The following is a 20,258-nucleotide window of genomic DNA, read 5'->3' on the forward strand; positions in this document are numbered from 1 at the left end:
TGCTGTGATTTTGATTGCAATGGCGAGCAAATCAACCGCTTCTCTAGGAGACAGACTATTATTTCCAAGCTTTTTCAATTTTGTCGACAAATTATCGGCCCAAGTGCCAATAACGAAAATGTCGCAATCAGCAGTGAGCCGTTAGTGATCCCTAGAGGTGAGCATGGTATTTCTCGCAAACAATTTAGCCCAAATGCAATCAAAGTACTCTACCGCCTAAAAGATGGTGGCTATGATGCCTACTTAGTTGGTGGTTGCATTCGCGATGTATTGTTAGGCCAACAACCTAAAGATTTTGATGTTGTAACCAATGCCACCCCTGAGCAAGTAAAAAAACTGTTTCGTAACTGTCGCTTAATTGGTCGCCGCTTTCGTTTGGCGCACATTGTTTTTGGCCGTGAGATTATTGAAGTGGCCACAATGCGCGGCCATCACGAAGCACAAGAAGATAAAAATCAAATTAGCCAGTCAAGTGAACATGGGCAACTTCTTCGCGATAACGTATTTGGTAGCATTGAAGAAGATGCAGAACGTCGTGATTTTTCAATCAACGCTTTATACTACTCGATTAATGATTTTTGTGTTTACGATTACGCTAATGGCTTAGCCGCTATCAAAGCAAAACAAATAGAGTTAATTGGCGATCCTGAAACACGCTACCGTGAAGATCCGGTACGTATGCTTCGCGCAGTGCGCTTTGCCACCAAGTTAGATATGCAAATAGCGCCAGCAAGCGAAAAGCCGATTACCGAATTAGCGAGCTTGCTTGATAATATTCCGCCAGCGCGTTTATTTGAAGAAATACTCAAGCTATTTTTAAACGGCAAAGCACAGCAAAACTTTATAATGCTGCGTCAGTACGGTTTATTTAAGTCATTATTTCCTGAGCTAGACCGTATTTTAAATAAAAACCCTGGTGGACTTGAAGAAACCTTCATAAAGCAAATGTTTGCCAACACTGATATCCGTATTAATGCAGATAAAAAAGTCACTCCTGCATTCGTATTTGCAGCATTACTGTGGTTCCCGCTGATTGAGCGTACTGAAAAAATTAGACGCCAAGAGCAACTATCAGAATACGATGCATTTGCTCAAGCAATTAATAAAGTACTGAGTGAGAATGCCCAACATATTGCCGTACCAAAACGCTTTACTTTAGGTGCCCGTGATATTTGGCATATTCAACAACGCTTAGATAAACGTGCTGGCCAGCGTGCCTATCGTTTAACACAGCAACCGCGCTTTAAAGCCGCTTATGATTTTTTACTATTGCGTGTTGATGCTGGTGAAACTGAGCATACAGAGCTGGCACAGTGGTGGACACAATACTTAGGTCAAGATATTAATGGCCAAAAAGAAATGGTACGAGAGCTTGGTCATCAAGGTGGCCCAAAGCCACGCAAGCGACCTCGTCGTCGTACTACTAAAAAGCCAGCTGAGTAAATAATGCAACGTGTCTATTTGGGGTTAGGTGCAAACCTCAACAGCCCTAAAAAACAACTTGATAACGCTGTTATTGCACTTAAAAGCTTGCCAAGCAGCGAGTTTATAGCCTGCTCGCATTATTATGCGAGCAAGCCTATGGGACCACAAGATCAACCTGATTATGTGAATGCAGTCGCCTGTATCAACACTTCACTTGAGCCAGAGCAACTACTCGATTTAACCCAAGCCATAGAGCTGAAACATGGTCGAGTTAGAAAGGCTGAGCGCTGGGGCGCACGCACACTTGATATTGATATTTTATTATTTGGTGAACACATTTTAAATACCGAACGTTTAACCGTACCTCATTACGGGTTAACTGAGCGAGAATTTGTTGTTTACCCATTGCAAGAAATTGCACCAGAACTGATTTTACCTAGCGGCGCATCTATCCAACAGATAGCAAATACCCTACCGCTTAACGACTTACAACAATTACCACGGTAATTAATTAAGGCCATTGTCTGCGAGAATATTATGTCTAAAATAACCGTTTCAACTTTGAATAAAATGAAGGCTGAAAGTAATAAAATCACTGCGTTAACAGCTTACGATGCTAGTTTTGCTAAGTTATTTCATGATAACGGCGTTGATGTTGTTTTAGTTGGTGATTCTTTGGGTATGGTATTACAAGGTGGCGATGATACCTTAGCGGTTACAAACCAAGAAATTGCCTACCATACTCGCTGTGTGCGCGCAGGAAGCCGTGATTTATTTGTTATAGCTGACTTACCGTTTATGACCTACGCAAACCCAAATGATGCGTGTAAAAATGCTGCAGAGCTGATGCGTGCAGGTGCTAATATGGTCAAACTTGAAGGCGGTGAATGGCTGCATGACAGCATTAAATCACTCACCCAACAAGGTATTCCAGTGTGTGGCCATTTGGGGCTTACACCGCAATCTGTGCATGTATTCGGTGGTTTTAAAATCCAGGGCCGTGAAGAAGCGCAAGCGCAAAAAATTATTGCCGATGCAAAAGCATTAGAAGCCGCAGGTGCTCAACTACTGGTGCTTGAATGTATTCCAAGTGCCTTAGCAAAACGCGTTACAGAGTCATTGAGCATCCCTACAATCGGGATTGGTGCAGGTAATGTAACCGATGGTCAAATTTTGGTTATGCACGACTTGGTGGGCATTTCTGCAGGTTATATTCCTAAATTTTCAAAAAACTTTTTACTCGAAACAGGCAATATGCCTGCTGCAGTTAAAAAGTATTGTAACGATGTCAAAAGCGGCGTATTCCCAAGCGCTGAACACGAGTTTAAATAATGCAATCAATCACTGAAATAAAATCATTACGCAGTCAGATTAGAACCTGGCGCCAAGCCGGTTTAAGCGTGGCATTTGTTCCTACTATGGGCAACTTACACCGTGGTCATTTTTCACTGGTAGAAAAAGCTAAAACACTGGCCGATAAAGTGGTAGTGAGCATTTTTGTTAACCCAATGCAATTTGGTGCTAACGAAGATTTAGACAGTTATCCGCGTACTCTAGATGCTGATAAGCAAGGGTTAGCTGATCTTGAAACAGACATTTTGTTTATCCCCAGTGTTAAGACTATTTACCCTAATGGTTTAGGCGCGCAAAGCTTTGTTGATGTGCCTGGTATTTCAATGGGATATTGTGGTGGTTCACGCCCAGGTCACTTTAAAGGCGTAGCGACTGTTGTTACTAAGCTATTTAATTTAGTACAGCCTGATTATGCTTGTTTTGGTGAAAAAGATTTTCAGCAGCTACAAGTTGTTAAAACCATGGCTACTGACTTATCAATACCAGTAGAAATTATTGGTGTACCTACCATGCGTGAAGTTAGCGGCCTTGCCATGAGCTCGCGTAATGGGTACTTATCAACTGAGGAAAGACAAACCGCTCCTGCTTTATTTAATACCTTAAAGCATTGTGCGCAGCAAATAAAAAGCGGTAATAAAGACTTTGCTACATTAGAAAGTGAAGCAAAGAACGCATTAGAAAACGCAGGCCTAAAACCAGATTATTTTTCGATAGCTCAACGAGATACATTAAAAGCTGCTACACTCGAAGATACACGATTTGTAATTTTAGCTGCCGCCTTTTTAGGTAGTGTTAGATTAATCGACAATATTCAGGTTGAAGTTTAATACTGGTGTGGCCTCATTTTAAGGATAAGCATGAAAACTTTTTTAAAACTAGCCTCGTGGCTTTTTCGTTTGCAGTTATTGCTGGCTGCCAGAGCCAGCCGGGGAATCCAGCACTTAATCAGTGTGCTCAACAAAGTTATCAATGTGAAACCAGCTGCGAACAGCAAACAACCACCGATAGTCTTAAATCGCAGGTTTGTTCATCAAAATGTATTGAGGCTTACAATCAATGCAAAGTACAAGCTGAAAACTTAGGTAAAGCAACAAACTAAATAATATTAAGTAAAACAAAAAAACCGCTCAATGAGCGGTTTTTTATTATTTGCTTTGGCTGCTAGCTGCTTATTTCAAGCCTAACTTTTTAAGCTCTAGTTCAACTAACTTTGCAGAAAGTGGTACATAGCCATCTTTTTCTACTATTTTTTGACCTTCTTGAGAAAGTACCATCTTTAAGAACTCAGCTTCTACTGGGCCAAGTGGCTTATTTGGGTGTTTATTTACATAAACATATAAAAAACGTGATAGTGGGTATTTACCTTGTGCTACGTTTTCAAGTGTAGCATCAACAAAGTTAGTGCCTTTTTTCGATAACGGAACAGTACGCACACCTGATGTTTTATAACCAATGCCAGAGTAACCAATCGCATTTAACGACGCTGAAATTGACTGTACAACAGAAGCAGAACCCGGTTGCTCGTTCACGTTATTACGAAAATCACCTTTACATAACGCTTTCTTTTTAAAGTAACCGTAAGTACCTGATACTGAGTTACGTCCGTATAATTGCACGTCTTTTGCAGCCCAATCACCTTCTAGACCAACATCACTCCAGCGATTTACTTGCTCTGATGCACCACATTTACGAGTTGATGAGAAAATAGCATCGATTTGATCAATGCGTAGTCCTTCGATTGGGTTATCTTTGTGTACAAATACGGCCAACGCATCAATTGCTACACGCACTTGTGTTGGTTTGTAGCCATGACGCTTTTCAAATGCTTCAATCTCTTTTGACTTCATTGCACGGCTCATTGGACCTAAGTTAGCCGTACCTTCAGTTAGTGCTGGTGGCGCAGTAGACGAACCTGCCGCTTGAATTTGAATATTTACATTTGGGTAAATACGCTTATATTCTTCAGCCCAAAAGGTCATCATGTTGGCTAATGTGTCAGACCCTACTGATGAAAAGTTACCTGATACACCGCTAATTTTTTGATACTCAGGAATACCGTCTTCTAATGCAACCGCTTGTGCAGATACAAATGTTGTAACAGCCACACCCATTGCGGCAACTAAGTTTTTAAATTTCATTTTGGGGTTCTCCAGTTTGTTCGTCCCATTTCCTAACTGCGGTTCACTCTAAAGTGAGTACATGACAATGGTGTGACTCTTAAATGACACTTTTATGACTAGCTGTATTACTCGCGACTAACGGCGAAATAGCGATAAGTCTATCGCTTGAAAACGCGAAAGAAAAACAAGAACCTTTACCCAGTTCACTGTGAATTTTTAATTGACTACCGTGGCGAGTAAGTACATGTTTAGTAATTGCCAAACCAAGCCCAGAGCCACCTGTGGTACGGCTTCTGGCTTTATCTACTCGATAAAAACGCTCAGTTAAGCGGTTAATATGCTCAGGCGCAATACCATCACCATTATCGGTAACACTAAAGCATGCTTGTTCATTGTTGCGCTGCCAAAGCACCTCTATTTTACCGCCTGGTTTAGTATAATGAATGGCATTAAATACTAAATTTGAAAATGCACTTCTAAGTTCATCCTCAGCACCGGTAATATCAAGTGACGCATCAATCTTAAAAATAAGTTGATGACTTTTGTCTTGATTAATAGATTTCGCCTCTGTTTCAATTAAATTTAATAATCGTGGCACATTCACCGCTTTGTCATTACTGTGTTGCTTTCCCCCTTCGATGCGCGATAACGACAACAGCTGATTCACCAAGCTATCCATTCGTTTACATTGCTCTAGCATAGTGGTTTGAGCTTTATTCCACATTGCAGGCGGTGGGAGTGAATCACTATCGAGCATTTCAAGGTAGCCGGTAACAACTGTTAAAGGGGTTCTGAGCTCATGAGAGACGTTTGCTACAAAGTCTTTACGCATTTGTTCAAGTTGCTTTAAGCGAGTAACATCGCGTACCACTACCAACAACTGTGTATTAGCATAGGGCATCACCCTAAATTCAAGAACTTGCTCAACACTGTGGCCACTTTCAAGCTCCAATGCATCGCTAAACTCTTTTCGGCGCATATATTTAGCAAATTTAGGATCGCGAATTAAGTTATCTAAGCGCTGACCATGATCAACCGGCCACTGTAACCCTAATACTTTGAGTGCAAGCTGATTACACCACACAATTGATAAGTCGTTTTGTAGCACAACAACGGCATCGGGTACGGCCTCAGCGCCGTCGCGAAAACGCCGTATCAGTTCTGCCAGTTCATTACGCTTTTTACGATTGCGATGTTGCAGCTGGTAAATACCTTCAAATACTTGCTCCCACGACCCCTCCCCTTCAGGCGGATTAAAACTGCGTTGATTATGCAGCCAGTCACTTAAGCGATAAAGCTGATGGTAATGCCACATAAGTAGCGAAAAAGCGCCCAAAAACAACATCAAAAATGGGGCACCAATAAGCACCCCAATTAAAAGCAAAGGTATAAAATAGACAAACAGCCGTTTGGTTAACGCCTGCTTGTTAATAACTCGATACATACACGCTCTTTACCTTATAAACGCTAGCAGATAGTTTGACTATGCTAGGTTAATAGATTGCTACTTAACTTAGTAAGCTTAATTATAAAGCACAACTATAATTTACTCGAAAAGCGATAACCAGCTCCGCGTACCGTTTGTACTAATCGGTCATGCCCAAGCGTAGCAATCGCTTTACGCAAGCGACGGATATGAACATCTACAGTTCTATCTTCAACATAGACATTAGTACCCCATACATGATCAAGTAATTGCTCTCGGCTATATACACGCTCTGGATGGGTCATAAAAAAGTGTAACAGTCGAAATTCCGTTGGTCCCATATCAAGCTCACTGCCACCTGAAGTCACACGATGCGAAATAGGATCTAAACGCAAACCATGTACTTCAATGGCCTCTTCAAGTGAGGTCGGAGCAACACGACGAATAACCGCTTTAATACGCGCCATTAACTCTTTAGGTGAAAACGGCTTAGTAACGTAATCATCAGCACCGACCTCTAAACCGCGTATTTTATCTTCTTCTTCGCCGCGAGCTGTCAGCATAATGATAGGTATTTGGCGTGTGTGTTCATTTTGTTTGAATTTTTTAGCGATTTGAATTCCACTACCGCCAGGTAGCATCCAATCAAGTAACACCATATCTGGATAAGGTTCAACCATTGCAGATATTGCAGAATCATAATCTTCTGCCTCAATGGCTTGAAACCCATTTTGTTCTAAAACAAAAACCAACATTTCCCTGATAGGTGCTTCGTCATCAACGACTAATACTTTACGTGACATTCCAATTTATCTCTTAGGCTATTGAGTAGGTTTCATTATTATGACTAAGTATGACATTTTTATTAAAGTGTAACGTGGAAATCAAAATGAGCGTAAAAAAAACACAAAATAGTGACAAAAAATTAAATATGTCACCTTTGCATCATCATAAGCTGTAAATAAAAAAGCGGTTTAAAGTATAAATAGCTTAATAACTGCGCGTAGTTTTAATATTATTTATGAGATCATCAAATTACTAAGCGACGAGTTTTAACAGCTATATTTTTAGTCTGATCATAAAAGCCGACTGCGCCACGACACTATTTAGATCAGCTTTATTAAGATCTTAAATATCAGGATCAGAGTTTTATCAAGCAGATCCCTTTACGGATCACTATTTTACCCACTACTAAAGCTAAACCAATGATTTTTTGTATGATTTTCATTCTATCATTGCGCTTTCCGATGCCTAAATGAGTAAAACAAGCTCATTTTAGCGCTTTAGTTAGTAAAGTAATGATCCCAGATGAGACCAGTTAGTAATCGAGTGATCCCAAATTAATAACTAGGTAAAATACTGATCCCCCACAGATCAAAAAAGCCAGTGCATAGGCAACTGGCTTTTATAATGAGTGCGAGAGTATCGCTATTATTGGCTCATTACTTTATTTTTGGGTTTAGCTCACCGCTTAAGTATTTAAGGTGCATTTCATCCAATGAAATTGGCTTAATTTTACTTGCTTGGCCTGCAGTACCAAACGCTTCGTAACGGGCAATACAAATATCAGTCATCGCTTGCGTTGCAGCAGCTAAGAACTTACGTGGGTCGAAGTTAGACGGGTTCATTGCTAAATGACGGCGAATTGCACCGGTAGACGCTAAACGTAAGTCGGTATCAATGTTCACCTTACGCACACCGTATTTAATACCTTCAACAATTTGCTCAACTGGCACACCGTAAGTTTCTGGGATCTCACCACCGTATTGGTTGATCACTTCTAACCACTCTTGTGGAACAGAAGACGAACCATGCATTACTAAATGCGTGTTTGGTATACGCGCATGAATTTCTTTAATACGATCAATCGCTAAAATATCGTCGGTTGGTGGACGCGTAAATTTGTAGGCACCGTGTGATGTACCACAGGCAATAGCCAGCGCATCAACATGGGTTTTATTTACAAAATCAGCCGCTTCTTCTGGGTTCGTTAGCATTTGCTCTGTAGTAAGTTTACCCTCAGCGCCAACGCCGTCTTCTTCACCCGCTTCACCAGTTTCAAGTGAACCTAATACACCTAACTCACCCTCAACTGAAACACCACATGCGTGTGCCATTTCAACTGTTTTACGTGTTACATCAACGTTGTAATCGTAGCTTGACGGAGTTTTGCCATCGCTCATTAATGAGCCATCCATCATAACTGATGAAAAACCTAACTGAATTGAACGTTGACATACACCCGGTGACGTACCGTGATCCTGATGCATAACCACGGGGATATGTGGCCATTCTTCAACTGCCGCTAAAATCATATGACGAATAAAAGGTGCACCGGCATACGCACGTGCGCCCGCAGAACCTTGCACAATAACAGGGCTGTTTGTTTTATCAGCCGCTTCCATAATTGCGCGCATTTGCTCTTGGTTATTTACATTAAACGCGGGTACACCGTAACCATGCTCAGCGGCATGATCCAGAAGTTGTCGCATACTGATTAAAGCCATTGGGTATTCTCCAATTTATCGGTAGTTATTTTACTACCTAGTTTGAACGGATTTGTTAGTTTGGCGCAATCACTGCGCCATGAATTAAAAGGCAAATAGCCTAAAATTCATATTATTAACGACTAAATAAAAGTGAGAGGTATTTACTCGTTAATTGTAGCAGATGTGAAATAAGCACATCTGCTTTACGGCTAGCTAATACCCAAAGGTATTATTTAGCGCGTGATTCTAGCATTGCAACTGCAGGTAATTTTTTGCCTTCTAAAAACTCTAAGAACGCACCACCACCTGTAGAAATATACGATACTTTATCACTAATGCCGTACTTATCAATTGCCGCTAGGGTGTCACCACCGCCTGCAATAGAAAATGCTTTCGAATCAGCAATCGCTTTTGCAATGGCACGTGTACCATTACCAAATTGATCAAACTCAAACACACCCACTGGGCCATTCCATACAACAGTGCCCGCATTAGCAATAATTTTTGCAAGTTGATTAGCAGTATCAGGGCCAATATCAAAAATCATATCTTCGCTGTTGACTTCACTTACATCTTTAAGTGTTGCTACAGCTGACTCTGAAAACTCATTACCTACAACAACATCTGTGGGTACCGGTATTTCGCCATCGTTGGCTTTCGCCGCAGCGCATAAACGATTTGCTTCATCCATTAAATCAGCTTCATAAAGTGACTTACCTACAGGATGGCCAGCAGCGGCAATAAAGGTATTGGCAATACCACCACCGGTAACAAGCTGATCAACAATTTTAGACAATGAATCAAGTACCGTTAATTTAGTGGATACTTTAGAGCCACCCACAATTGCTACTAACGGACGAGCTGGGTTATCAAGTGCTTTACCTAATGCTTCTAGTTCAGCCGATAATAATGGACCAGCACACGCTACATCAGCAAACAGACCCACACCATGGGTTGAAGCTTGTGCGCGATGTGCAGTACCAAAGGCATCCATTACGTAAACGTCACATAATGCAGCTAATTGCTTTGATAAGGCTTCGTCGTCTTTTTTCTCGCCTTTATTAAAACGCACGTTTTCAAAAACAACCACTTCGCTATCTGCAACATCAACGCCGTTTAAGTAATCTTTTTCTAGGCGAACAGTTTGCTCAAGTGCATCATTTAAGTAATCAACAACGGGGGCTAATGAAAATTCGTCTTCGTATTGCCCTTCCGTAGGACGGCCTAGGTGTGACATAACCATCACTTTTGCACCTTTTTCTAGCGCAAGTTTGATAGTAGGTAGTGCAGCACGAATACGTGCGTCTGACGTCACTTTACCTGCTTTAACGGGTACATTTAAATCTTCACGAATTAATACACGCTTGCCGTTTAAATCTAAATCTGCCATTTTTATGACCGACATGAACATCTCCTTAGTTAACGATACTGAACCTGAAATTAAAATATTACTTAAATGCCATCATAGCACGCGCGGTATCAAGCATGCGATTCGCAAATCCCCACTCGTTATCACACCAAACTAATAACTTTATCAGGCGTTTATGACTAACACGTGTCTGTGTGCCATCAATAATACAAGAATGGGGATCGTGATTAAAATCAACCGATACCAGCGGCTCTTCGGTGTAACTTAAAATACCCTCAAGCCTATCTTTAGCTTGTGCTTTAAGCGCACTATTAACCGCACTTAAATCTACATCGGTATTTACCGTGACACTTAAATCCATGGCGGTCACATTAATAGTCGGTACACGAACGGCAATGGCCTCAAAGCGGCCTTTAAATTTAGGTAAAATACGGTCGATACCACGGGCTAACTTTGTGTCTACCGGAATAATAGATTGGCTGGCGGCACGAGTTCGGCGTAAATCATGGTGATACGCATCAATCACTTGCTGATCGTTCATTGACGCATGAATAGTTGTAATAGCGCCAGATTCAATACCAAAGGCATCATCGAGTACTTTAATAACAGGAACAACGCAGTTGGTGGTACACGAACCATTAGAGACGATAGTATGCTCGTTTTTCAACTCATCGTCGTTTATGCCATACACAATAGTCGCATCTACATCATTATCAGCAGGGTGCGAAAACAACACTTTTTTAGCACCTGCGGCAATATGTAACTGTGCATGCTCACGTGAGTGATACACGCCGGTACATTCAAGTACCACGTCAACACCTAGCGTTTGCCACGGTAATTCAACTGGATTTTCTTCACAAAATAACGCAATGGTGTCATCAGCAACGCTGATAGTGTCTTCACCTAGTTTAACTGGGAAGCTAAAGCGACCATGAGAGGTGTCGTATTTTAATAAATGGGCAATAGCTTCAGGGTCGGCTAGTTCGTTAATCGCAACAATTTTAATCTCGTCGCTTAAGCCTGATTCGTATAGTGCGCGGACAATATTTCGACCAATACGACCAAAACCATTAATTGCAAGTTTGATTGCCATGAAATATAAAATCCACTCTAGTTACGTACAGAGAAAGGCAGCGTCGCCTTTTAGATGGCGGTATTGTAATCGACCTTGGGTCTGATTATAAGAGCCAAGCATTAGAAACTTTGAATTAACATTTAAAAAGTGCCCATTAGAATCCTTTGTTTAAGCAACATATTAACGCTTGTTCAAAAGCCACCGCCAATATTTGTGCTATCTCCTGCACCTCCACCAAAGCTTTTAGGCACGTTTACACTCCTATCTTGCGTACGATAAAATAGCCACAGACCAATTGCTGCAAACAACGGAATTAACCATACTAATAGTATTTGAGCGGCTTTTTGAAACACTTCTAAGTCATCTCGCTTTATCAAAAACACACTCACTATTACATTCAGTAACGCAATAACACCAAATCCAATATATAAATAGTTTAATTCCATTGTGTGTCCTCATTGTTATTTTATTTCTAAGTCAAACACTACACTTATTGATGATGTAAAAATTATTGTTTCATCCACATACCGCACCTGTTCGAATGGATTTGAGTTAGCACCCGAGCCTGAAAAAATAAAACTCTTTACGTTATTTGTAGGGTATCTTTGATGATTAGCAGTTGAATTAATACTATAAACTTTTCCAAGTTCAGCGCCAAATGCTTCAGCAAGTATGCTTCCCTTAGCTTTGGCGTTATCTATTGCTGCTTGTGTTGCTTTTGCCTCTAATTTAGATCCTTTTGAAGATAAGCTTTCAATTTCCATAACATTATTTATTTTTACGCTTTGTGCAAATTCAATAAAATCATCTGTTCTTTCAATTTCTTTTAACGTTACTTTAATTCTTTTTCGCGCTAGGTACCTTTCACCTGAAACGGTACCTGTTTCTATACCAATCATATTATTTATATGACTTGTTAAACCAGAGATAAAAATATCGCCTTGCTCAATGCCATATTTATCTGCTCCTTTGATTAGCAAATTAACTCGGTTATCAACGTCACGTTTCGCCTCAAGCAACGTATCTTTAGTGCTTATTACTTCAAAAGAAATGTTAGCCATATCAGGCACTGCCAATATCTCAGCAGTACCTTGCACTGCAATATGACGATTAGCAGGTAAGCTTGAATTAGCAAAAGTGATGAGTGGGAATAAGGTTAAGAAAATAGCAGTGATGAGTTTCATATTACTCCCTAATACAATGTAAATTAATACTTTTAATATTGAAAAGCTAAAGATATAGTCATTACATAACCTGTTATTATGTGTAACTTAGTCAATTAAACCTTAATTACCAATGGAAAGAAACATGGACAAACAAAAAGTTGAAAGGATATTTAGTTGTATTCCTATGGCACTTAAAAATATTACAGGTTATTTCAAAAATAATTTCAATGAATCAGGGCAAGAGATAATAAATAATGCAAATGGCACAATTGCAGTAGTTATAAAGCTACTAGCTAAAGAAAAAATAGACCTTTATTTTGAAAAACTAGATGACAACAAACTTAACAATTTTGGAATAAATACTTATATAAAAGCCTCTTTGAACCAACTAAGCCTGTCTTTGCAAGAGCATCAGGGGGATTTAACAAATGATTCGTTCACTAAAGAAACTGACTTATATAGTATTTTTGAATTCGATAATAGTGATGTCAAAACTGAAAACCTAATTAATTTATTTTCTCCAAAATATCACCCAGCTATTGATGCAACTAAAATAAAAACAAAAGTACTATTAAGCCATTTAGGGGAAGAAACAAGAGTTATAAATAAAGTAATTCACCACTTTAATAATAATATAGAAAAAACCGTTGAACTTGAATTCGGTGAAGTATATGAAAAACACCTTGAGGAGATTAATGCTCTTCGCGTTCATGAAAATGAAGCTAAGATTTTATATGACACATTTAAATTAAAAGATATTGGGTTTCAAGATAATGAAGACTTACTTTACGAAGAAACTTTTGCTTATTGGCAGCCAATCACAGAACTAAACAAATCATCAAAAATCAGCGATTTAAGCTACAAAGAAATTATCAAAAAAGAAAAAAGCCTCGAACCAATAACTGAACTTATTAACCAAAATTATGAATGTGAAACTAATGATATAAATAGGATAACTTTTATAGTAGCTGATTTTGGAAAGGGGAAGTCAGTATTTCTAAAATATCACGCGGCTGAATTAGCAAAAAAATATTCAGAAACTAAAGATGGTTATTTTCCCATATATTTTAACCTCAGAAACTTTTCAAACTACCAATCAGAAGGTAAATTAGGAGTAATTGATGACTTTTTACAAACCGATTATGGTATTAAAATTGAAGATAAATACTTTAAAAGTAAAAAGTATCTATTCCTAATTGATTCTTTAGATGAAAGTGGGGAGTTAACAAAAACAGCTATAGATAAAGTTGTTTCTTCAATAAAGTCAATTCAAAACTTAGATAAATCTATATGTAGAAAAAATAGAATAATAATAAGTTCTAGACCTTTCCCTGATGGTTTAGAGGAGCAACTTAAAAAACATGAACCTTTTACAAGAAAAGTAAAAAATCTAAACAAAGATCTCCCCCACTATATTAATTTATACGGTTTTACAGCTAAACAATTTAATCATTGGCTAAAGCACTCATTAAGTAAAACTACGCCACTAATATCAGATGATATACATAAGAAACTATTTGATGAGGGTACATTGTCTATCGAAGAGTTAAAAAGGCCTATATTTTCTTATATGATTTATCAATTAATGATAAACGATATTAACTTTGAAGACATTGGTAAAATAGGTATATACCTCTCTTTTATAAATTTACTGACAAAAGACGCGAAGCATATAGAAGATTCAGACATCGAAGTTAACTTTTTGGATGAAATTAGGTATAGAAACATTTTGCATTCAATTGCAGCCCTATGGGGATTTCAGAGACAAGATGGTAAACAAGGTATATTGAAAAAGGCTGATATTTGCAGAGTTATTGAAGGGAAATACTCTACTGAAAGTGATATTGATATACTAGATAGATATAAAAACAAAAATGTAACAGAAATAAAGTTCTTATCACACTCTTACTTTGGAGAGAAGGATAATTTACTCCACTTTCATCATCAATCATTTGCTGAAATATTACTCGCAGAATACTATTTAAAGGTATTTATAAAATACTCATTAGACAAAAACACAGATCTTGATATAGCACGAAGCAAACTTAGCATTGGTTATCCAACAGAACAATCTATTTATTTTCTAAAAGATCTTATCGTTTTACTTAAAGAAACAGTAAATAATGATAATAATTCAGAAAAAGTGAAAGAAAAAAGAAAGTTATTAATTCCACTTTTAGCATCATTAGCTCAGGAAGAAAATAACCCGCTTTACTCTAATGATTTATTTTACTCTTGGTTTGCAAATAGTGTAGACGGAGATATAAATAAATATTTATTAGATAATTGGCCTATAAACAATGAAAAGCTAAATAAAATAATAGATTTTTCAATAAAGGTAATTGAGAATAAAAATCAGATATTATTAGCTAAATTCACAGCAGTTACAGCTCTTTTCAATAATGAACTATCTGTATTTAACAATAGCAAAACACGTAACATACCAGCTGATCACGATAAATGGATCGCACTACTGGTAGGTAATTTACTATTTACGGATCAAGAAAAAGAACTCTTTTTTAACAGAAAAATAAAAAATCAAATTCATCTATTTGAAATGATGAAAAATCATAACTCAACATACAGTATAGCAGCACCAAATTGGGCAAAAGAACATTTGATAGGTACATTATTTCACAATAGTGGTTTCGGTAAGTTCAACTGCTCACATATAAACTACAGTGGCATTGATTTCTCTTATTCTGAATTTGAAGGTTTAAGTATGAGATACAGTGATTTTTCTAACTGTAATTTTTCATATTGCAAATTTAAAAATGTTGATATTAGCAATTCGAATTTAAGAGAAGCCATATTTAATAATTTAAGAGACTGTCAAGGTTTACAGATCTTGATGTGTCAACTGGAACAATTTGTAGTCATCCCACATAAATTAACGAACTTACTCAGATATGATAGAAATATTGCATACGGAGAACTAGTTAATTTTGGCAGTGATAAAACTTACCTAAGCGCGGAGGTTCACCTCGTAGCGCCTGAGTTAAAAAATACCCTTTATGGATTACTCAAAGTTGTACTTGATAAAAAACTTACAACTAAAAAAGAAATTAAAAGCTGGTTTCTGTTTGATGAAAGTTCAGATAAGATAAAAGCCAATTTTTATAAGTTTATTGATAAAATATAGCCAGGCTATAGATAAATACGTTTAAGTTAAAAGTTCTGCTACTTTTAGCTCTTTGCCACGGCTTATTTGATGGCACTGGGCTAGCAGTAACTCGGCAGTGGCTTGTGCATCGGTCAGTGCATGATGGCAATGATAGCTTGGTAACTCATAACGTATACGACAGGCATTAAGGGTTAAATCATCTTGTTTTATTTCAGTTGATTGGTTGAGTAAGCGCTTTTTCTCGATGTGAAGGGTGTCGAGTATCAGTTTTGGCCGCGTTGTTATATTGGCATTTTTTAAGGCTATTTTTAAAAAGCCCCAATCGAGCATGGCATTATGAAATACTAAAATGCAGTCACTAAAGTGAGCGCTTAAAGAAATTAAAATACTCTGTAGGCTTTGCCCTTGTGCCACCGATTCAGTACTAATGCCATGAAAAACAGGGCTTTGCTCTAGACTTTTAACCTCTTTATTAACGATATGCTGCGATTGACTGTTTTTGATACATTGATTATCAATCAGTACCCAAGCAACCGAGACAATTTCATGTTGTTTAGGATCAAGCCCTGTTAATTCCAAATCAATCACTAAATAACGTTGCTTCAAAGCACTTTTCGCAAGCAAATGGCGACGCTTTAAGTACCGCGTAATAAGCAGCTTAACCATTATTGTTACAAACTCCCACGCGCAAATTTGAACGCCGCGCCTTGCTGCGCTTGTTTTACTAAGTAAAACGCTTCTTTAAGCTGATGACGTTCTAACGAATTGAGTTTGTCTGGGTTAATACAATTACTAGGTAACCCTTCTTCGTTTATTTGCGTGCGCAGCCGAAGCTGAGTTAAAAATCGCCAACAATCTTTTAAATTATAAATATCTTCTTTGCTTAATAGTGAATACTTTAATAAAGCATCCAACCTCTCTTGGGTGTTAGCACGGCGAATGCCTGCTTTTAATGCATAAAGTCGCGCTAGATCGTTAATGATCACCACCCCGCGCTTTTTAAGATCGATGTACTTATGGTGTTGCTCTGTTTTTTCGGTTTTAAAGTTATTGAATAAACCAATCGGCGCACTGTTAGCGTTAACATCGCTGGCCATTGCCGCATAAAAAAGATCGTTGCGTGAAATATGGGTCAACTCTTCACAAAACTGGCTATAAAGCGTAGTTGAACCTTCAATAAAGCGCAGATCGAAAAAGATTTTACAGTTGAGCATTGCCTGCGGTGTAGGACTGGTGATCCACTTTAAAAACTTCGCCCGCCAATCACTAACACTCATTCGACACGCATCACTGCTAGCCATTATGTTACCGGGGCAACGTCTAATACCGCATTCAACAAGTTGCTCGCAGACAAACTCTCCCATGCTTTTAAAGTAAGCTTGCTGCTCGCTCGTTAAGTCGTTAGGGAGTAATAAGCCGTTATCTTGATCTGAATGTAGAGTTTGCTCTTCGCGCGCTTGAGAGCCAAAACAAATAAAACTAAAACTGGTTGGCGCGGCGCCATGGTGTTGTTGAAATAAAAAAATTAGCCGCGAGGTCAACGCATCGGTTAAACCACTGAGTAACTTTCCGATCAGCGAAATATCATCAATATTATTTGAAAACCCTTTTAATAACTCAGGAATTTCTTTCGCGTAACGTTTTAAATCAGCCACATTATGGGCCTTGTAAATACGACCAATTAGCTGCACTGGGTCGCTTTTTTGTTGGCGTAGTAAGTCTGTACTGGTGATCATTCCTAGCGGTTTGTGGTTTTCGTCAAGCACAGGTAAATGATGAATATTATGCTTAAGCATTAAGTGCAGCGCTGAAAATACGCGGTTATTTTCAAATATAAACTTAGGCTTATTGGTCATAATACTATTGATAGCTTGCGCGGGATCCACTTCATCAGCAAGCACTCGGTTACGTAAATCCCGATCTGTAACTACTCCAACAAGATGCGAATTTTCGGTGATCATCATTGATGAAATCCCATGCTCTTGCATTTGTTTAGCACTATGACGGATGCTGGCATCGGGGGGCAGCGTAATCGCTTTGCGAGTCATGATCTCTGATATTTTACGCTCAGACCAGCTGTCGTTGTTACTTTTATAATGTGATGACAGCAATCGATTAGCATGAGCACGAACAAAGTATTGCTCGAATGCTTTATATTCTCGACGTAAGTAATCAAAATCCGTTTGGTCGAGCATATAGACAATGCCCTCTTTTTGTACTTCTAAACTGTTTTGTATTGAATCTCCCGTCAGTAACGAGGGGTAACCAAAGTAATCACCTTGAGTTAAACGCGTTACCGTATCGCCTTGAGCATCCACTAAATCGTATAACCCGGAACGAATTAAAAATAATTTAGGCTGTTCACTGTTAAGCCATTGCGTTTGGTTTTCTCGGGTCAAATAAATACTATCGAGATGGTTAACAAAATAACTGCAGGCGCTGTCCTGTAACATTGAAAATGGTGCTTGCTTGTTAATAAACTGCGCGACTTCCTGTTGCTCACTACTCATAAATCATCCTCAATAAAAAGCGACTTAACCTGAAATATGGTTATTTAATATAGCGATTATTTAATGTAGTCATTATTTAAACAAATAAAAAGCCCGACTTAAGTCGGGCTTTGATGGGTTATATCATTAGATATATGGATTAGTGAGCATGCGCTTCACTAGACCCTTTAGGATTACGAATACCTTCAACCATTTCTTGAATTTCAACTGGTGTCGGTTGAGTCATTTTCATAACACCTGCAGCTACTGCAAAGTTAATGATCATGCCTACTAAACCAATCCCTTCAGGTGAAATACCTAAGAACCAATTTTCAGGGCTATTAAGCTCTGGGCTCACAAACTTGAAGTAGATGATGTATGCAGCAGTAAAGGTGATACCCGTTACCATGCCTGCAATTGCACCATGTTTATTCATTGATTTAGAGAAAATACCCATAATAATTGCAGGGAAGAAGCTCGCCGCCGCTAAGCCGAAGGCAAAGGCAACAACCGAGGCCACAAATCCTGGCGGGTTAATCCCAAAGTAAGCGGATATTACAATAGCAATCATCGCTGCCAACCTCGCTGCAAGTAATTCTTGCTTGTCGGTTATATCCGGTTTAAGTGTCCGTTTAAGTAAATCGTGCGATACTGAGGTTGAAATAACCAATAGTAAGCCCGCTGTAGTCGATAGTGCCGCGGCAATACCACCTGCTGCAACGAGTGCAATAACCCAGGCTGGTAAGTCGGCTATTTCAGGATTCGCTAGTACCATAATATCGCGGTCAACATTTACTTCGTTTGCGCTATTAGGGTCAGTGATTTTACCTGATGTGTAGAACATTTTGCCGTCACCATTTTTATCATTAAAGGTGATTAGGCCTGTGCGTTCCCAGTTTTTGATCCAAGCTGGTGCCTCTGCATACGCTGTACCACTTCCGTCTTTACCATTAATTGTATCAATCATGTTTACACGGGCAAACGAAGCTACTGCAGGTGCTGTTGTGTAAACAATAGCAATAAACACCAGTGTCCATGCTGCTGAAATACGTGTGTCTTTAACGCGAGGAACAGTGAAAAAGCGAACAATTACGTGTGGTAAGCCGGCTGTACCCACCATAAGAGCACCTGTGATTGCAAATACATCAATCATGCTCTTTGAGCCTTCAGTGTATTGGCCAAATCCAAGCTCGGTACTTAAACCATCGAGCTTATCAAGTACATACATACCTGAGCCATCACTTAGCGTGGCACCAAAGCCTGTTTGTGGAAAAAAGTGACCTGTTGCCATCATAGAGATAAAAATAGCCGGTACTAAATAAGCAAATACCAGTACACAATACTGCGCAACTTGCGTGTAAGTAATACCTTTCATGCCACCAAGTACGGCATAGAAGAAAACAATGATCATACCGATATAAACACCGGTTTCAATTTCAACTTCTAAGAAGCGAGAGAACACTACACCAACACCACGCATTTGACCCGCAATGTAAGTAAAACAAATAAAGATGGCACATAAAATAGCCACTAAACGCGCAGTACGTGAGTAGTAACGGTCACCGATAAAGTCTGGCACGGTAAACTTGCCGAATTTACGTAAGTAAGGCGCTAAACACATAGCCAGTAGTACATAACCACCGGTCCACCCCATTAAGTAAACACTTCCGTCGTAACCCGCAAACGAGATAATACCCGCCATTGAAATGAATGACGCAGCACTCATCCAATCCGCAGCAGTTGCCATACCATTGGCTAGTGGAGGTACACCACCACCAGCAACGTAGAATTCATTTGTGGACCCAGCTCGAGCCCAAATTGCAATACCGATATAAAGCGCAAAGCTTAAACCGACAATTATAAATGTGAGTATTTGAACATCCATTGACTAGCTCCTATTCGTCTACGCCATATTTTTTATCTAACGTATTCATTTTGAAAACGTACACAAAAATCAAAGCCACAAAGGTATAAATCGCGCCTTGCTGGGCGAACCAGAAGCCAAGTTTAAACCCAAAAAAACGTACTTCATTAAGTACATCAACCAGTAATATGCCAAAGCCAAAAGAGACCACAAACCATACTGCTAATAATTTAAACAGTAATGAAATGTTTTCTGCCCAATAAGCTTTTGCTTGTTCTTCATTTTTAAAAGCCATTTTTATTTTCCCCTTTAAACATCACGATTGTGATGGGTGGTTTTTTATATTCGTTAACCAATT

General features: G+C 38.9%; 18 protein-coding genes. 6 read left to right on the top strand and 12 right to left on the bottom strand.

Annotated elements, in window-relative coordinates; translation table 11 throughout:
- Positions 1-144: 144 nt before the first annotated feature.
- From pcnB to AC0L7Q_RS12640, 5 genes are read left to right on the top strand one after another with little or no spacing between them, the layout of a single operon-like run.
- Positions 145-1,443 (top strand): polynucleotide adenylyltransferase PcnB, encoded by a 1,299-nt coding sequence (pcnB, locus tag AC0L7Q_RS12620; protein WP_178956512.1) that lies wholly within the window; start codon positions 145-147, stop codon positions 1,441-1,443.
- Positions 1,444-1,446: 3 nt separating this feature from the next.
- A complete protein-coding gene (gene folK, locus AC0L7Q_RS12625) occupies positions 1,447-1,932 on the top strand; it encodes a 2-amino-4-hydroxy-6-hydroxymethyldihydropteridine diphosphokinase (protein WP_409423799.1) in 486 nt (161 codons plus the stop codon).
- Positions 1,933-1,962: 30 nt separating this feature from the next.
- A complete protein-coding gene (panB, locus tag AC0L7Q_RS12630) occupies positions 1,963-2,757 on the top strand; it encodes a 3-methyl-2-oxobutanoate hydroxymethyltransferase (RefSeq protein ID WP_008111181.1) in 795 nt (264 codons plus the stop codon).
- Entirely contained in the window at positions 2,757-3,605 is an 849-nt protein-coding gene (panC, locus tag AC0L7Q_RS12635; protein WP_413400725.1) for a pantoate--beta-alanine ligase, read from the top strand. The genes panB and panC overlap by 1 nt, the downstream gene beginning before the upstream one ends.
- Positions 3,606-3,661: 56 nt before the next feature.
- Positions 3,662-3,877, top strand: coding sequence for a hypothetical protein (locus AC0L7Q_RS12640; RefSeq protein ID WP_409423801.1), 216 nt, complete (start codon positions 3,662-3,664; stop codon positions 3,875-3,877).
- A 70-nt stretch (positions 3,878-3,947) separates the two neighbouring features.
- On the opposite strand, the gene AC0L7Q_RS12645 is transcribed toward AC0L7Q_RS12640, so the two are convergent.
- From AC0L7Q_RS12645 to AC0L7Q_RS12680, 8 genes are all read right to left on the bottom strand, one after another.
- On the bottom strand, positions 3,948-4,916 hold the full coding sequence (locus tag AC0L7Q_RS12645; protein WP_413400727.1) for a PstS family phosphate ABC transporter substrate-binding protein: 969 nt from the start codon (positions 4,914-4,916) through the stop codon (positions 3,948-3,950).
- 79 nt (positions 4,917-4,995) lie between these two features.
- Entirely contained in the window at positions 4,996-6,342 is a 1,347-nt protein-coding gene (gene phoR / locus AC0L7Q_RS12650) for a phosphate regulon sensor histidine kinase PhoR (protein ID WP_413400728.1), read from the bottom strand.
- A 95-nt stretch (positions 6,343-6,437) separates the two neighbouring features.
- Positions 6,438-7,127: a phosphate regulon transcriptional regulator PhoB gene (gene phoB / locus AC0L7Q_RS12655; protein ID WP_008111196.1), complete on the bottom strand. Its 690-nt coding sequence runs from the start codon at positions 7,125-7,127 to the stop codon at positions 6,438-6,440.
- 639 nt (positions 7,128-7,766) lie between these two features.
- Complete coding sequence (gene fba / locus AC0L7Q_RS12660; protein WP_008111197.1) at positions 7,767-8,831, bottom strand: class II fructose-bisphosphate aldolase; 1,065 nt, start codon at positions 8,829-8,831, stop codon at positions 7,767-7,769.
- Positions 8,832-9,042: 211 nt separating this feature from the next.
- On the bottom strand, positions 9,043-10,218 hold the full coding sequence (locus AC0L7Q_RS12665; protein ID WP_413400729.1) for a phosphoglycerate kinase: 1,176 nt from the start codon (positions 10,216-10,218) through the stop codon (positions 9,043-9,045).
- A 43-nt stretch (positions 10,219-10,261) separates the two neighbouring features.
- Positions 10,262-11,275, bottom strand: a complete 1,014-nt coding sequence (gene epd / locus AC0L7Q_RS12670) for an erythrose-4-phosphate dehydrogenase (RefSeq protein ID WP_413400731.1) — start codon at positions 11,273-11,275, stop codon at positions 10,262-10,264.
- Positions 11,276-11,448: 173 nt separating this feature from the next.
- Positions 11,449-11,703 (bottom strand): hypothetical protein, encoded by a 255-nt coding sequence (locus AC0L7Q_RS12675; RefSeq protein WP_409423806.1) that lies wholly within the window; start codon positions 11,701-11,703, stop codon positions 11,449-11,451.
- A 15-nt stretch (positions 11,704-11,718) separates the two neighbouring features.
- A complete protein-coding gene (locus tag AC0L7Q_RS12680) occupies positions 11,719-12,441 on the bottom strand; it encodes an SIMPL domain-containing protein (protein WP_409423807.1) in 723 nt (240 codons plus the stop codon).
- Positions 12,442-12,565: 124 nt separating this feature from the next.
- Here AC0L7Q_RS12680 and AC0L7Q_RS12685 point away from each other — a divergent pair, with 124 nt between their 5' ends.
- The gene (locus tag AC0L7Q_RS12685; RefSeq protein WP_409423808.1) at positions 12,566-15,565 is read left to right on the top strand and encodes a pentapeptide repeat-containing protein; all 3,000 of its coding nucleotides are present in this window, start codon (positions 12,566-12,568) and stop codon (positions 15,563-15,565) included.
- A 21-nt stretch (positions 15,566-15,586) separates the two neighbouring features.
- Here AC0L7Q_RS12685 and AC0L7Q_RS12690 read toward each other — a convergent pair whose 3' ends face one another.
- The 4 genes from AC0L7Q_RS12690 to AC0L7Q_RS12705 all read right to left on the bottom strand — a co-directional run bounded on the left by AC0L7Q_RS12690 (position 15,587) and on the right by AC0L7Q_RS12705 (position 20,195).
- Positions 15,587-16,213: a 3'-5' exonuclease gene (locus AC0L7Q_RS12690; RefSeq protein ID WP_413400732.1), complete on the bottom strand. Its 627-nt coding sequence runs from the start codon at positions 16,211-16,213 to the stop codon at positions 15,587-15,589.
- 5 nt (positions 16,214-16,218) lie between these two features.
- Positions 16,219-18,057, bottom strand: coding sequence for a DUF294 nucleotidyltransferase-like domain-containing protein (locus AC0L7Q_RS12695; RefSeq protein ID WP_413400733.1), 1,839 nt, complete (start codon positions 18,055-18,057; stop codon positions 16,219-16,221).
- A gap of 139 nt (positions 18,058-18,196) precedes the next feature.
- A complete protein-coding gene (locus AC0L7Q_RS12700; protein ID WP_109874178.1) occupies positions 18,197-19,921 on the bottom strand; it encodes a sodium:solute symporter family protein in 1,725 nt (574 codons plus the stop codon).
- A 10-nt stretch (positions 19,922-19,931) separates the two neighbouring features.
- Entirely contained in the window at positions 19,932-20,195 is a 264-nt protein-coding gene (locus AC0L7Q_RS12705; protein WP_008464847.1) for a DUF4212 domain-containing protein, read from the bottom strand.
- Positions 20,196-20,258 lie beyond the last annotated feature (63 nt).

The sequence above is a fragment of the Pseudoalteromonas sp. KJ63-1 genome, assembly GCF_055808145.1.

Excerpts from the sequence above, each read along its gene's own strand:
- phoB (WP_008111196.1), bottom strand. The coding sequence starts at position 7,127 with ATGTCACGTAAAGTATTAGTCGTTGATGACGAAGCACCTATCAGGGAA.
- AC0L7Q_RS12700 (WP_109874178.1), bottom strand. The coding sequence starts at position 19,921 with ATGGATGTTCAAATACTCACATTTATAATTGTCGGTTTAAGCTTTGCG.
- folK (WP_409423799.1), top strand. The coding sequence starts at position 1,447 with ATGCAACGTGTCTATTTGGGGTTAGGTGCAAACCTCAACAGCCCTAAA.
- epd (WP_413400731.1), bottom strand. The coding sequence starts at position 11,275 with ATGGCAATCAAACTTGCAATTAATGGTTTTGGTCGTATTGGTCGAAAT.
- panB (WP_008111181.1), top strand. The coding sequence starts at position 1,963 with ATGTCTAAAATAACCGTTTCAACTTTGAATAAAATGAAGGCTGAAAGT.
- AC0L7Q_RS12665 (WP_413400729.1), bottom strand. The coding sequence starts at position 10,218 with ATGTCGGTCATAAAAATGGCAGATTTAGATTTAAACGGCAAGCGTGTA.
- AC0L7Q_RS12685 (WP_409423808.1), top strand. The coding sequence starts at position 12,566 with ATGGACAAACAAAAAGTTGAAAGGATATTTAGTTGTATTCCTATGGCA.
- AC0L7Q_RS12645 (WP_413400727.1), bottom strand. The coding sequence starts at position 4,916 with ATGAAATTTAAAAACTTAGTTGCCGCAATGGGTGTGGCTGTTACAACA.
- AC0L7Q_RS12680 (WP_409423807.1), bottom strand. The coding sequence starts at position 12,441 with ATGAAACTCATCACTGCTATTTTCTTAACCTTATTCCCACTCATCACT.
- AC0L7Q_RS12705 (WP_008464847.1), bottom strand. The coding sequence starts at position 20,195 with ATGGCTTTTAAAAATGAAGAACAAGCAAAAGCTTATTGGGCAGAAAAC.
- panC (WP_413400725.1), top strand. The coding sequence starts at position 2,757 with ATGCAATCAATCACTGAAATAAAATCATTACGCAGTCAGATTAGAACC.
- AC0L7Q_RS12675 (WP_409423806.1), bottom strand. The coding sequence starts at position 11,703 with ATGGAATTAAACTATTTATATATTGGATTTGGTGTTATTGCGTTACTG.
- phoR (WP_413400728.1), bottom strand. The coding sequence starts at position 6,342 with ATGTATCGAGTTATTAACAAGCAGGCGTTAACCAAACGGCTGTTTGTC.
- fba (WP_008111197.1), bottom strand. The coding sequence starts at position 8,831 with ATGGCTTTAATCAGTATGCGACAACTTCTGGATCATGCCGCTGAGCAT.
- AC0L7Q_RS12690 (WP_413400732.1), bottom strand. The coding sequence starts at position 16,213 with ATGGTTAAGCTGCTTATTACGCGGTACTTAAAGCGTCGCCATTTGCTT.
- AC0L7Q_RS12695 (WP_413400733.1), bottom strand. The coding sequence starts at position 18,057 with ATGAGTAGTGAGCAACAGGAAGTCGCGCAGTTTATTAACAAGCAAGCA.